Origin of the sequence: Bacillus sp. OV166 (assembly GCF_900177675.1) — a bacterium.
In the GTDB taxonomy this organism is placed as follows: domain Bacteria; phylum Bacillota; class Bacilli; order Bacillales; family Cytobacillaceae; genus Neobacillus.
This window is the reverse complement of record NZ_FXWM01000001.1, coordinates 1923423-1937606: the sequence shown is the minus strand read 5'-3', so window position 1 is coordinate 1937606 and position 14184 is coordinate 1923423. Positions and strand designations below refer to the sequence as shown.

The following is a 14184-nucleotide window of genomic DNA, read 5'->3' as shown; positions in this document are numbered from 1 at the left end:
GAGGGTATGGAAATGCCTTAATGAAGTCTCATGTTGGCATATTCCCCTTTGTCAGCCTCACAGGACTAAATTTAAAAGGGTTGCTATTTATTTTTCAAATATACTTACTTGATCAACCTTATCCACTTCGGCTAACTCAACAACGATTTTTTCGTCACTTGAGGTTGGGATATTTTTCCCGACATAATCTGCCCGGATTGGAAGTTCACGATGTCCTCGGTCGACTAATACCGCAAGTTGGATAACTGATGGGCGTCCTATATCCATTAAGGCATCCAGTCCTGCTCTGACTGTTCTTCCCGTATATAAAACATCATCAACAAGAATTACTTTTTTATTATTTATACCAACCGGAATATCTGAGCCTTTAACAAGTGGTTCTTGACTTTCCGTCTTCTTAGTTAAATCGTCTCGATAAAGGGTAATATCTATCTCACCTATAGCAATCGACTTGCCCTCAATCTCTTCAATTTTTGCTGCAAGTCGATCCGCAAGATAGATGCCTCTCGTCCGGATACCAACCAGAATGCAGTCTTCTATACCTTTGTTTTTTTCAATAATTTGGTGGGCAATTCTAGTCAGCGCTCTACTGATTGCTTGTTCATCAAGGACAACAGCTTTTTGGTTCATATTACACCTTCTTCTTTAGTAAAAATAAAAAACCTCTCACCCAATTCTGGTGAGAGGATAACAAGTTAATTTATAGATATGGGCATAATTTGCCCATTATCTTAACCGTTTCCTTCTCAGCCTCTCGGGACTGTTTTAAAGGCTTATTAAGCTAAAATCATCTTACTTTAAATAAACGACTGTGTCAACGATTATTTCGAAGCTGAGTTAGCAACAATTCGATATCTTCTGGAAGTGGAGCTTCAAATTCTAAATATTCGTTAGTTCTCGGGTGGTTAAATCCGAGCACACCTGCATGCAAGGCTTGTCCTTCTATGTCCAGTGTTTTTTTCGGTCCATATTTTGGATCACCAGCGAGCGGATAGCCAATATATTTCATATGAACACGAATTTGGTGTGTTCGTCCAGTTTCTAATTGGCACTCTACAAAAGTAAAGTCTTTAAACCGTTCAATCACATGGAAATGAGTGACAGCATGTTTTCCGTGGTCAACAACTGTCATGCTTTGGCGATCTTTTGTATCCCTGCCTAGCGGAGCATCAACAGTTCCAAAGTCATGTGGAATGACACCATGGACAATCGCTTTATATTTACGAGTAACAGTTTTAGCCACCAATTGATTGACAAGGCTTTCGTGAGCCATATCATTTTTGGCCACCATCAACAGCCCAGTAGTATCTTTATCAATCCGGTGAACAATCCCGGGTCTTAATACACCATTAATACCCGATAAATCTTTACAGTGGAACATTAAACCATTGACTAATGTACCTGACAAATGCCCTGGTGCCGGATGAACAACCATCCCTCTTGGTTTATTTACAACCAATACATCTTTATCTTCATAAAAAATTTCTAAGTTTAGATCTTCAGGTAAAACATCTAGTTCTTCTGGGTCTGGTATTGTGATCTCAATTTGATCATTTGTGCTGCATTTATAATTGGTTTTAATCTGTTGTCCGTTCACAAGGACATTACCTTCTTTTATCCATTGCTGTACTTGTGTTCGGGACCATTCTTCATCAAAGCTTGAGATCACCTTATCAATCCGATCTCCTTTTTGCTCCTCAAGAATGGTGTGTTCCATTTTCTCCATATGATTTCTCCTTTGATTCTCTCTCTTCTAACAACACTTGTATCATTAACATGATGACACCGATCACTAAAGCTGAGTCCGCGATATTAAAGACTGGGAAATTATAGCCAAAAACATACGTATGAATGAAGTCGACAACTTCCTTACGAATCACACGGTCAATAAAATTGCCTATGGCGCCTCCGAGCATTAATGCTAACGATAACCCTAGCAGCCATTTTCCTTTTACTGCTTTGTAAAGATAATACATAATAGCAACTATTACAATGACAGTAATTACATAAAAAAGCCACATTTGACCTTGTAATATCCCCCATGCAGCTCCACGATTACGATGAGAAGTAATATAGAAAATTTTATCAATGATGGTAATACTTTCTCCTAGATACATGTTGCTTACAATTAACCATTTCGTAATTTGATCTAATAAAATAACAAAAAGAGCGATTAAGTAATAAAACACTAAGAAATACCTCCACATCAACCTAGAATTACGATTCTAGGTGCTTTCGCTTTTCATACTTCTTAAGCATTTTAGCATACTTTTTCGCTAAACGAAAATGGAACATTATTAATTAAGAATGGTAAATTGATTTTTTGAAGTAACTTTCCAAATACTCTGAGTCTCTTTGTGATTTTAATGTCGGAATCATGTTTAATAAATCAGCGGATAAAAATTCACCGGAAATTTCACATTGCCCAAAATTCCCATTTTCCAATTTTCGGATTGCTGTAATAGTATCTGACAATTCTTCTTCCAAAATGGTTGTAAACCAATTTTTTACTTGTTTATTTTTTAACGAATACTCGATTTCTTCTTTCGTTTGACGGAGTTCAAAGAACAGCTTTTCCTGCGTGGCATTCATAGTTGTTACCTCCGTTACTCATTTGTCTTATTATTTCCGTCAACTATTTCTTAACTCGGAAAAACATTTGACAACAACTACAACAATTAACGGAGAAGGAAAAAATTAAAAGCCCTGTGCATTTTGCACAGGGCTTCGTTTTATTTATGCTAAATGGGTATAGTTTTCTTTTACTACGTCGGCACAACGGTTGCAAAGTGTGGAATGTTCTGGATTTTGACCCACTTCTGGTGTAACAATCCAGCATCGATCACATGTTTCTCCCTCAGCTTTCGTAATAACAATGGCTGCAGTTTCTAATTTCACCGCATGATCAGGTGCTTCCTCATATGTTCCCGCCACTTCGAAGCCTGAGATAATAAACAACTGTTTCATATTTTCATCAATAGAATCTAATAGCTGTCTCGATTTTTCATTAACATAAAGGGTTACTTTTGCGGTTAACGATTTTCCAATCACCTTTTGATTACGGGCTTCTTCAAGTGCTTTTAACACATCATCACGCAGATTCATGAATTCAGTCCACTTTTCTTCCAAAGCATTTGCATTGCTCAACTCCTGGTATTCTGGAAGGTCAGTCAATTGAACACTTTCTTCTGTTACAGATGGAATGAATTTCCACACTTCATCAGCTGTATGGGACAGAATTGGCGAAACCAACTTAGTTAAAGCGAGAAGTGATTCATATAAAACTGTCTGGATCGCACGACGCTCATGATTATCTGTAGCCTCAATATAAAGGACATCTTTTGCAAAATCTAGATAGAATGAACTTAAATCAAGGGTACAGAAATTATTAATCGCATGATAAATACCTGCAAATTCATAGTTTTCATAAGCATTACGAACATTTTTAATCAGCTTATTTAATTTAACAAGCATGAATTGATCGACTTCCCGTAGATTTTCATAAGGAACTCTATCAGCAGGGGTAAAGTCTGCTAAATTCCCCAATAAGAACCGGAAAGTATTACGAATTTTACGATACACTTCAGCAACCTGTTTCAAAATAGCATCGGAAACACGAACATCTGCTTGATAATCAACGGAAGCAACCCAAAGGCGTAAGATATCTGCTCCTAATTGATTCATCACTTTTGCAGGGATCACTACATTTCCGATTGATTTACTCATCTTTCTACCTTCACCGTCAAGAGCAAAGCCGTGGCTTAATACTCCTTTATAAGGTGCTTCACCTGTCACAGCTACCGCAGTTGATAATGACGAGTTAAACCAGCCACGATACTGATCAGAGCCTTCAAGATAAAGGTCGGCAGGTCGAACTAAATCATCTCTTTCAAGTAACACTGCTTGATGTGATGAACCTGAATCAAACCACACGTCCATGATATCCGTTTCCTTTGTAAATGTTCCGTTTGGACTTCCTTGATGGGTAAAGCCCTCCGGAAGTAAATCTTTTGCCTCACGTTCAAACCAAATATTAGAACCAAACTCACGGAATAAATCTGAAACATGATTGATCGTTTCATCAGTGATGATTTCTTCCCCATTTTCTGCGTAAAAAACAGGAATTGGTACCCCCCAGACACGTTGACGGGAAATACACCAGTCCCCACGGTCACGCACCATATTAAATAACCGCGTTTCTCCCCAGGCAGGAATCCACTTAGTTTCCTTCACCGCATCGAGTAATTCATTGCGGAAATCCTTAATAGAAGCAAACCACTGGGCTGTAGCACGGAAGATAACCGGCTTCTTCGTTCTCCAGTCGTGCGGATAAGAGTGAGTTATAAACGAAAGCTTAAGTAGTGCACCTGCATCTTCTAACGCTTGTGTAATTGGTTTATTAGCTTTATCGTAAAATAATCCTTCAAAGCCCGGTGCTTCACTTGTCATCACGCCTTTATCATCTACAGGGCATAATACTTCTAAACCGTATTTTTGACCTACATAGAAGTCATCTTCCCCGTGGCCTGGTGCAGTATGAACGCATCCAGTACCGGCATCAGTTGTTACATGTTCACCTAACATGACCAATGAATCACGACCATATAGAGGATGGATGGCAAGAATATGCTCTAATTCATTTCCTTTTACCTTCTTAATAACTGTTACTTCTTCCCAGCCAATAAGCTTCGAAACTTCTTCCAGAAGAGCTTCAGCAACTAGGTATTTGTTTTCATTTGCAGATACCACCACATATGTTAAGTCAGGATGCACTGAAATTCCTAAGTTTGCAGGAATTGTCCATGGAGTAGTCGTCCAGATAATAATTTGGGTATCCGAGTCAAGAACGCCTTTTCCATCCTTAACCTTAAAGCCCACATAAATGGATGCAGACTTCTTGTCCTGATATTCAATCTCTGCTTCTGCAAGTGCTGATTCACTTGAAGGGGACCAATAGACAGGCTTAAGACCTTTATAAATATAACCTTTTTTGGCCATTTCACCGAAAACCTTAATTTGTTGTGCTTCATATGCTGGGTTAAGAGTAATATAAGGATTTTCCCAGTCGCCACGTACACCAAGACGTTTAAATTGTTCACGTTGATTATCAATTTGTTCAAGAGCATATTTTGTACAAAGTTGACGGAATTCTGCAACCGTCATTTCTTTGCGTTTCACTCCCTTATTGGTTAACGCCTGCTCAATAGGGAGTCCATGTGTATCCCAGCCAGGTACGTATGGTGCATGATAACCACTCATAGATTTATAACGGACAATTATATCTTTTAAAATTTTATTAAGGGCATGGCCCATATGGATATCACCATTAGCATACGGAGGCCCATCATGTAAAACAAACATAGGACGTTCTTTGGTCCGTTCCTGTACTTTTTTATAAATATTCATCTCTTCCCATTTTGCCTGAATCTCAGGTTCTCTTTGTGGAAGATTACCACGCATCGGAAATTCAGTTTGCGGCATTAATAACGTATTTTTATATTCCATCTTTTCTTCCTCCTGTAATCCTCTTCATATAACAAAGAATAGCCAATAGACAAACAAAAAAACCTTCTCATCCCAAAATAGGGACGAGAAGGTTTTTTTCCCGCGGTACCACCCTGATAAATAGTACGAAATAATCGTTCTATCCTCTTAAACATTCGTAACGTGAATAAAACGCCTAAGCCTACTTTCCTTAAAGAAGGAGGTTCGACCTGGAACTCGAGGGTGATTTTCCAATTTCCAACTTTACCGGGCTTCCACCACCCCCGACTCGCTTTTAAAAAGCCATAGAAAATTGTACTTTCCCTTTCATCGTCATTGACCATTCTTTATAACTGTTAAGAAATTATATGCTAAAAAAACGCATTTCGTCAAGCTAATGAATCTTCTTCTTGATGAATTTTTAGCTCTGTCGCATCTACCTCATACTCTAATAAATGATCCCAATCATCCGTGTTCAACATATCAAGCTGAGCTTCAATCAACATTTTAAAACGAGTTCGGAATACTTTTGATTGTTTTTTTAAATCCTCGATTTCAAGAGCAATTTTCCTTGCTTTTGAAAGTGATTCATTGACAATTCGATCCGCGTTTTTCTCTGCTTCCTTAATGATTAACTTCGCTTCCTTTTGGGCATTACGTTTTACATCTTCCCCAGCCTCTTGAGCAATGATGATTGATTTATTCAGAGTATCCTCAATAGTAACAAAATGACCAAGACGCTCATTCATATCGTTTAAGCGTTCTTCCATTTCTTTTTTCTCTCTGAGTACTAATTCATAATCTTTGATGACTTGATCGAGAAATTCGTTCACTTCATCTTCATCATATCCTCTAAAACCCTTATTAAACTCTTTATTATGAATATCCAACGGTGTTAACGGCATTGATGCCACCTCCATACATTCTCTAATTCTATATGTATAAGCATTTATTCGACAACATTCTTCGAATTTCCTTCTTTACTTATGTTGTTATTTTTGTTTACCGACATTTATTCGCCATTTTTCTTTTTTTGTTTTCCCTTCGATGGCAAGAATTTTTGCTCTGCCGTATCCTCTAACTGAAATCATATCACCAACATCGCATTCAAATGAAGGATTTTCGGTTAATGTCCAATTCACTTTCACGAGCCCTTGTTGAATAAAAAGTTGCGATTTTTGCCGTGATACATGGTAAATACCTGAAATAACAGTATCCAATCGTAGTGAAGATACTGTTAAATCACTATCGACCAATAATTCATTGATACGGATGGCATTCTCGATATCGGTTTCAGTTAGTTTAACGCCAGCCCTGCCAATTGTTTCAACATTAGTTTTTATATAGTCGCTTATTTCCTTTGCAGCGAAAAATTGGCATTTATCATCCTTATTAAGGATATCACCAAATTTCCCTCGCTTTAGCCCTAAAGACATTAACGTACCCAATACCTGTCGATGTTCGATCGTGACGAACTTGGTTGGATAATGGATTTCAAAAAGACTGATTTGAAATTCTTCTTCCGTGGCGGTTAGATAATCTGGAAAGATTAAGGCTCTTTTTCGTTCAACATCCGGGCTGCCGCCAAAAAGTTTATAATTTACTTGGCCATGTTCACCAATTAATATTTTTAGAATATGCTGTTCCCTTGGATCAAGAAAATCTGTTAACTTAGGAGTATATTGCGTCTCGACATAATCCTTCCAATTTAACACTTGGTCAATATATTCTCGTTCTTCTGGCCGGAAATGCTGGTAAATATTCATTTTTCAAAACACAACCTAGTTTCAGTATTCTTATGCAAGCCAGCGATATACACTGCCTAAACCACTGCTAGCGAAGTTTAAAACAAGAAATGCAACTATAGGTGATATATCCATCATACCAAGAGGTGGGATGATTTTTCTAAATGGCTCTAAATAAGGTTCACAAACTTTTGCTAAAAATTGACCAATAGAGGACTCTCTAGCATTTGGAAACCAAGACATTAAAATATAAATAATTAATGCCCACGAATAAACTTGAATTAACTGTTGTAATAAACTAAATACAAATGCCATTTAACATTACCACCTCATATTTTGATTATCAAAGTCAGGAATCAAATCGGATATATTTCCTGACACCTCAACATTATCAGGAGTACATAAAAATATACTTAAACCAATTTTTTGAATGTCACCACCGAGGGCATAGACAACTCCGCTTAGAAAATCAACAATTTGCCTGCCTTGTTCACTATCAATCCGCTGCAGGTTCACTACAACTGCCCGGCGATTTTTTAAATGGTCTGCAATATCAGTTGACTCAGAATATGTCCGTGGTTCAACTAATATTACCTTGGATGACTTTGATGAAGTGGTAGTTTTTTGGACGCTTTGCAAGCTAACAACATTTTGGTTTTTTACCACTGGCAGATGCTGTTGCTGTTGCTTTTGCTTTACGGGAGCCGGTTCAACTGTTTGTGCATAATCATCATTATTATCATCATATTCATCATCTAAAAAGAAAAATGTTTTTAATTTTGATTTAATCGTCATTATCTTCTCTCCTAACCATCTTCACCAACAAGCGCTGTGCCTATTCTTACCATTGTTGACCCTTCTTCAATAGCAATTACATAATCATTAGACATACCCATCGAAAGCTCTGTGCATGGGGCGTAATCCAAATTTAGGGCTTGAACTTGATCGCGAAGTTCTCTTAATTTGCGAAAACATTCTCGAATTTGGTCTTCATCATCCGTTAATGGGGCCATTGTCATTAAACCTTCCACGCTAATCCTCTCAAATTTGCGAAGCGATTCAATAAAAACTATCGCATCTTCAGGAGTTAAGCCGTGCTTAGATTCTTCCCCAGAGACGTTGACTTGAACCAGGCATTTTACCTTTTGTTCTGCTCGTTTATTGATTTCTTCTGCAAGAGAAATCCGGTCCAAAGAATGAATATATTCAACTATATTAATAATATTTTTTACTTTTCGCTTCTGAAGCGAACCGATGTAATGCCAATTAGGCTTGTCCTTAAGTACTTCCCACTTTTGAAGGAGCCCCTCATCACGATTTTCACCTAAATTTATTATGCCAGCTTGTAACGCTTCGATAGCTCTCTCCGTACTAACATATTTCGTAACGCCTATCACTTTCACTTCTTCAGGGTCCCGCTCTACTCGAAGGCATGTCTCAATAATTTGTTGTTTTATTTGTTCAAACTTTACTGCAACCCTCATAAACTTTTCATAATCTCCTTCCAGCCAATAAAACTTACCATTCTTCCTGTCCTACCTTGATCACGGCGGTGGGAAAAAAACTCTTTATCACAACTAGAACAAAAACCAGTCATCTGAATATTAGTATCAGGTACACCTGAATTGACAATAATTTGTCTATTTACTTCACGTAAATCTAAAGAGTATTGGCCATCATTAATTAAATTATAGGGTAATGTTTCGACATCTACTAGAGTATTTTCAACTAAATTTATAACTCGTTGATCAACAATATAACATTTTTCACAAATTGATGGGCCAATTGCCACAAAAATCTGTTGGGGATTAATTCCTTCTCTTCCCCATGCGTTTATCATTTCCTTGGCAATTTGACCCACGGTCCCTTTCCAGCCAGCATGGGCAATTCCAATCATCCTTGATTCAGGTGCAATAAAAAAAAGAGGGACGCAGTCGGCAAAGCAAAGCGATAAAAGAATACCCTCCTCATTCGTATAAAAACCATCAGTGTCTTTAAAAGAATCTTCATAGGAATTGGACCCTTTACCTCGATCTGCTTTTGAAATTTTCTTAAGATGAATACCATGTGTTTGTTCTGCCCCAACCCAGGTGTTTAGAGGAAACTTCAGAAGTTCAGAAACTTTTCCTCGGTTGATGCAAACATCTCTTCTGTCATCTCCAACATGAAAGCCAAGGTTTAGGGTTTTGTAATTCCCTTTACTCGCTCCTCCATTTTTGGTTGTCATACCCGCAGCCAAACCAGGAAATTGCCTTATCCAGCTTTCTATTGAAAAAAATGACTCATTCTTTAAAACAAAGGGTTCCATTTCCATACCTCTTTTGTTTTTTTCTATAGTTTACCATGAAACGAAAAAATGGTCACCGCAAAAACTATTGTCAATCCTCTGTTTCCGATGAAAATCTCTCTTCACTTCCTTTATACCTTACCAAAATTACGTCCTGACCAATTTTAATGATATTTTTCCACGGAATAACCACGTCATCATCTTTTCCAAAAAAGCCGAGGACTCTGCCGCTGCCACTAATCACGACGGCATCAATTTTACCTGTGGTTAAATTGATCTCTATATCACCTATATTACCAAGCCTTTTTCCGTCTGATACATTAACCACATCTTTTATTTGGAATTCGGAAATTTTCACCATCATCTCTCACTCCCAGTTTTATTACTATAGAAAATATATGATTGTTCATATCATTTTAGTAAAAAGAATAAAAATAAAGCTGCCCAAAGGACAGCTTAACTTTGAATATTTTTATTCATTTGCCTTATGGCCGCTTTCTCTAGTCGAGAAACCTGAGCTTGAGATATCCCGATTTCATCCGCGACTTCCATTTGTGTTTTTCCTTGAAAAAATCGTTTACGTAAAATTAATTTTTCACGATCGTTTAACCTTCGCATTCCTTCTTTTAAAGCAATTTCTTCAATCCAGTGGATATCTTTATTTTTCTCGTCGCTTAATTGGTCCATTACATAAATTGGGTCGCCGCCATCATTATAAATTGGCTCGAAAAGGGACACTGGGTCCTGTATGGCATCAAGAGCGAACACGATTTCTTCGTGTGGAACTTCTAAGACCTTTGCGATTTCTTCTGCAGTGGGTTCACGTGAAGTTTCGCTCATCAATCGCTCCCTTACTTGGAGGGCCTTATAAGCTATATCCCTCAAGGACCTTGAAACGCGAATTGGATTATTATCACGTAGATACCTTCGAATTTCTCCAATAATCATTGGTACGGCATAAGTCGAAAACTTTACGTTTTGACCTAAATCAAAGTTATCGATTGATTTCATCAGTCCAATACAGCCAACCTGAAACAAGTCGTCAACAAACTCACCTCGATTGTTAAATCGTTGAATGACACTTAATACGAGTCGTAAATTACCGTTGACGAGCTTTTCTCTGGCATAAATATCGCCCTCTTGCATTTGCTTGAAGAGTATTCTCATTTCTTCATTTTTTAATACAGGAAGTTTTGCTGTGTCCACACCGCAAATTTCAACTTTATTTCGAGTCAATCCTTTTCCCTCCTCACAGGAGTTGCTGTACAAAAAACAGTATTTCCTTGAGAAGGAAAAATATGCACTTATCCACGATGGTGGACAAGTGCATATTTGTCGAAAAATGTAATTAAGTCGCGCATTTCTTAGGTTTTTCGAATGAAAAAAATTTTCTTTTCTTTAAGTTCTGTAAGGGTGCATGTTGATTTCCGCTCCAGTCGCGTGCGGTTCGCGGGCGGTCCGGGGAGCCTCCTCGGCGCTAAGCGCCTGTGGGGTCTCCCCTGCCCCGTCCTCCCGCAGGAGTCTCACGCCTTCCGCTCCAATCAACATGGTGCCAAAATCAACAAAAGCCTTAAATATTGCTTTTCTTACACCATCTTATTAAATTCTTTCCGTAATCTTTTTATGATTCTTTTTTCTAATCGTGAAATATAGGATTGGGAAATTCCCAGCATGTCGGCTACGTCTTTTTGGGTTTTTTCTTCCCCGTTTGTCAGACCAAACCGAAGCTCCATTATTTGTTTTTCACGGTCTGTAAGCTGATGCAGTGCTTTTGTCAATAACTTTCGGTCCACATTGGCCTCTAGGTCTTTTGTGATAATATCATCATCTGTTCCTAATACATCAGATAATAAAAGCTCATTTCCATCCCAATCAATGTTCAAAGGTTCATCAAATGATACCTCTGATCTGATCTTATTATTACGTCGTAAGTACATGAGAATCTCATTCTCGATACATCTAGAGGCGTATGTAGCAAGTTTTATTTTTTTCTCCGGATTAAAGGTATTTACGGCCTTAATCAATCCAATGGTCCCGATACTAATTAAATCCTCGATATTAATACCTGTATTCTCAAATTTTCTAGCAATATAAACAACTAGACGGAGATTTCGTTCAATTAATATCGACCTTGCGGCTTTATCACCACCCGGTAGTTTTTTTAACAACAACTCTTCTTCATCTTTACTCAAAGGAGGCGGTAATGCTTCGCTGCCACCAATATAATAAACTTCATCTGTTTTTAAGCCCAATTTCATTAATAGTTTATACCAGTAGTAGGATAGGCGAAGCCTCCATTTTTTCATGCGTGTTCCTCCTTCTAAAATATGTTTTTCTGAGTATAGTAATATTAACTCACCTTAACAGTTTCAGTTTGCTGTTTATGCCCAGTTAGCATTTTTGGATGAACAATACATTGAAATGCATCCTCACTAGAGAGTTGCTTTATTGTGAAAGATACAAGGCCTTTTTCACATAAATACTGAGTGCCGTTATGTTCGATCAATATGCTTTCAGGTTTAACCGCTATAATAAGCTGATGCTCTTGTCCAATCACGCGAGTAGGGATGATCCTGAGCCTGCTTTGCCATTCATCTGGGATTTCTCCACTCCCTTTTAAAAGTATTTCTGGATCATCCGCAAGTTTCTGTATCGTTTCTGGGATTGTATCTAGTTGGTTTTTAATTGAGACGAACATAACAGGAAGCTTTGACAACGGATCATAAAGTTGGTTTCCACTATCCACTAATCCTTTAAAAGTAAGTGTTTCATTGTCAATTTCCACGGTTACTTTAACAATTTGATCAAATTGAATTTTGGTCATCTCCATACTTTCTACATTTTTTCTTGAGAAATGCCAGGCAACTGGAAAACCAATAAGAACGAATACCCAACTAATTGGGTCTCCAAAACCTTTTACACTGGTCATTAGGACCTTAGTTGTCAATTCAGAGTCATATTGAATAAAATAATGTGCCCCCATTAATGCCCCGCCAATTAAAAAAGTTGAAACATATAGCGTCATTAAGGCTTTAATGAAAAAAGTCATTCGCTTATACCCAAAGGTAGTTAACACCATCAAGATTGAAAACATGAATTTTGAAATTGGATGGCTTGTATAGACATTTAATGGTGTAAAGGATAATAAAATTATCATTGAACCAATAAAACCGCCAGCAAGTAGTCTCCCTAATTTAATTTCTCTTTTTAGAAAAATAGCTGTTAAATACAGAAGCAGGCTATCAAATAACAAATTTAGTGCCCAAATCACATCTAAATAAATAGTCAACCAGCTTCCTCCCTTTAAATTGTCAGCTTTTCCTTTCTGTTTACGAAAAAGTATAACGTACTTGCATGGCTGAAGTGTGTCACTTTCTGTAATCAAAAAAACAGAATTTTCCACTATTCACAACGGATTTTGTCAGATAGATTTTGTTGCAATAAATAAAAAAAGACATGACCCATAATTGGCCATGCCTTTCTTAGATGTTTCGTTATTTATCTTCTCCGATTTCGGTTACGTAAGAAGGTTGGAATATCCAAAGTTTCTTCTTGGGAAACTTGGGTGTGGCGAACGGGTTCTTGCTGAACCTCTTCGCGTTTTGGCTGCTCTCTCTTAACATTGCCAATTGTCGGCTTGGCTTGTCCAAAAGTCGGACGAGTAGCTTTTGGCTGCATTCCTTCTTCTTTAAAGCCGGTTGCGATGACAGTAACAATAATTTCATCTTTAAGCGTTTCATTGATAACAGAACCAAAAATCATGTTAACTTCCTGGTCTGATGCGGTTGCTACAATATCGGCAGCTTCTTGCACTTCGTAAAGGCTTAAGTTTGTGCCACCTGTAATGTTCATTAGTACTCCTTGTGCTCCATCAATAGAAGTTTCTAATAAAGGAGAACTTATTGCTTTCTTAGCGGCTTCTGCTGCACGATTTTCACCGGCAGATACACCGATACCCATTAATGCTGAACCCTTATTAGACATAATTGTTTTTACGTCTGCAAAGTCCAAGTTAATAAGACCAGGGACAGCAATTAAATCTGAAATACCTTGTACACCCTGCCTGAGTACATTGTCTGCTTCACGGAAAGCTTCAAGCATTGGCGTACTTTTGTCAACGATTTCTAGAAGACGATCATTAGGAATCACAATTAGTGTATCTACAGCTTCCTTCATCGCACCGATTCCGCCTGATGCTTGACCAGATCGTTTTTTACCTTCAAATGTAAACGGACGTGTGACAACACCCACCGTCAATGCACCTAAGTCACGAGCAATCTGAGCAATAACTGGTGCAGCACCAGTTCCTGTGCCTCCGCCCATTCCAGCTGTTACAAATACCATATCTGCTCCGCTTAATGCCGCTTCAAGCTGTTCTTTACTTTCTTCGGCTGCCTTCTTCCCCACATCAGGATTAGCACCTGCACCTAGTCCACGAGTAAGTTTTGCGCCAATCTGCATCTTAACTTCTGCTTTAGAAAGATTTAATGCTTGAGCATCAGTATTTACAGCGATAAATTCTACCCCTTGAACGCCATGTTCAATCATTCGGTTTACCGCGTTATTACCACCTCCGCCTACACCGATTACTTTTATTGTTGCAAGAGAATCTAAATTTGTATCAAATTCTAACATGACAATCCTCCTAATTCGTCGCTTCCTTTTTTG

Annotated in this window: 16 protein-coding genes and 1 other annotated feature; all 16 genes read right to left on the bottom strand. The window is 38.0% G+C overall.

Annotated elements, in window-relative coordinates; genetic code table 11:
* Positions 1 to 87: 87 nt before the first annotated feature.
* Complete coding sequence (gene pyrR, locus CCK98_RS09325; RefSeq protein WP_088086326.1) at positions 88 to 630, bottom strand: bifunctional pyr operon transcriptional regulator/uracil phosphoribosyltransferase PyrR; 543 nt, start codon at positions 628 to 630, stop codon at positions 88 to 90.
* A gap of 184 nt (positions 631 to 814) precedes the next feature.
* Positions 815 to 1726, bottom strand: a complete 912-nt coding sequence (locus CCK98_RS09320) for an RluA family pseudouridine synthase (RefSeq protein ID WP_088086325.1) — start codon at positions 1724 to 1726, stop codon at positions 815 to 817.
* Positions 1698 to 2207 carry a signal peptidase II gene (gene lspA / locus CCK98_RS09315; protein WP_306298928.1) on the bottom strand — a complete coding sequence of 170 codons (510 nt, stop codon included), beginning with the start codon at positions 2205 to 2207 and terminating at the stop codon, positions 1698 to 1700. The genes CCK98_RS09320 and lspA overlap by 29 nt, the downstream gene beginning before the upstream one ends.
* A gap of 94 nt (positions 2208 to 2301) precedes the next feature.
* Complete coding sequence (locus CCK98_RS09310; protein ID WP_088086323.1) at positions 2302 to 2592, bottom strand: hypothetical protein; 291 nt, start codon at positions 2590 to 2592, stop codon at positions 2302 to 2304.
* Between the two features lie 144 nt (positions 2593 to 2736).
* Complete coding sequence (ileS, locus tag CCK98_RS09305; RefSeq protein WP_088086322.1) at positions 2737 to 5505, bottom strand: isoleucine--tRNA ligase; 2769 nt, start codon at positions 5503 to 5505, stop codon at positions 2737 to 2739.
* A 76-nt stretch (positions 5506 to 5581) separates the two neighbouring features.
* Positions 5582 to 5824: a binding site (T-box leader), on the bottom strand.
* A gap of 49 nt (positions 5825 to 5873) precedes the next feature.
* Positions 5874 to 6389, bottom strand: a complete 516-nt coding sequence (locus CCK98_RS09295) for a DivIVA domain-containing protein (RefSeq protein WP_088086320.1) — start codon at positions 6387 to 6389, stop codon at positions 5874 to 5876.
* An 87-nt stretch (positions 6390 to 6476) separates the two neighbouring features.
* Positions 6477 to 7250 carry an RNA-binding protein gene (locus tag CCK98_RS09290; protein ID WP_088086319.1) on the bottom strand — a complete coding sequence of 258 codons (774 nt, stop codon included), beginning with the start codon at positions 7248 to 7250 and terminating at the stop codon, positions 6477 to 6479.
* A gap of 30 nt (positions 7251 to 7280) precedes the next feature.
* Complete coding sequence (locus CCK98_RS09285; protein WP_088086318.1) at positions 7281 to 7544, bottom strand: YggT family protein; 264 nt, start codon at positions 7542 to 7544, stop codon at positions 7281 to 7283.
* Positions 7545 to 7550: 6 nt separating this feature from the next.
* The gene (locus tag CCK98_RS09280; protein ID WP_088086317.1) at positions 7551 to 8024 is read right to left on the bottom strand and encodes a cell division protein SepF; all 474 of its coding nucleotides are present in this window, start codon (positions 8022 to 8024) and stop codon (positions 7551 to 7553) included.
* Between the two features lie 11 nt (positions 8025 to 8035).
* Entirely contained in the window at positions 8036 to 8713 is a 678-nt protein-coding gene (locus tag CCK98_RS09275; RefSeq protein ID WP_088086316.1) for a YggS family pyridoxal phosphate-dependent enzyme, read from the bottom strand.
* Complete coding sequence (gene pgeF, locus CCK98_RS09270) at positions 8710 to 9537, bottom strand: peptidoglycan editing factor PgeF (protein ID WP_088086315.1); 828 nt, start codon at positions 9535 to 9537, stop codon at positions 8710 to 8712. Before pgeF ends, CCK98_RS09275 begins: the two co-directional genes overlap by 4 nt.
* Before the next feature lie 70 nt (positions 9538 to 9607).
* Positions 9608 to 9877, bottom strand: coding sequence for a YlmC/YmxH family sporulation protein (locus tag CCK98_RS09265; RefSeq protein WP_088086314.1), 270 nt, complete (start codon positions 9875 to 9877; stop codon positions 9608 to 9610).
* A 95-nt stretch (positions 9878 to 9972) separates the two neighbouring features.
* Complete coding sequence (gene sigG, locus CCK98_RS09260) at positions 9973 to 10752, bottom strand: RNA polymerase sporulation sigma factor SigG (protein WP_026566385.1); 780 nt, start codon at positions 10750 to 10752, stop codon at positions 9973 to 9975.
* A gap of 350 nt (positions 10753 to 11102) precedes the next feature.
* On the bottom strand, positions 11103 to 11822 hold the full coding sequence (gene sigE / locus CCK98_RS09255; RefSeq protein ID WP_088086313.1) for an RNA polymerase sporulation sigma factor SigE: 720 nt from the start codon (positions 11820 to 11822) through the stop codon (positions 11103 to 11105).
* A gap of 44 nt (positions 11823 to 11866) precedes the next feature.
* On the bottom strand, positions 11867 to 12805 hold the full coding sequence (gene spoIIGA / locus CCK98_RS09250) for a sigma-E processing peptidase SpoIIGA (RefSeq protein ID WP_088086312.1): 939 nt from the start codon (positions 12803 to 12805) through the stop codon (positions 11867 to 11869).
* A 209-nt stretch (positions 12806 to 13014) separates the two neighbouring features.
* Positions 13015 to 14151 (bottom strand): cell division protein FtsZ, encoded by a 1137-nt coding sequence (gene ftsZ / locus CCK98_RS09245; RefSeq protein WP_088086311.1) that lies wholly within the window; start codon positions 14149 to 14151, stop codon positions 13015 to 13017.
* Positions 14152 to 14184 lie beyond the last annotated feature (33 nt).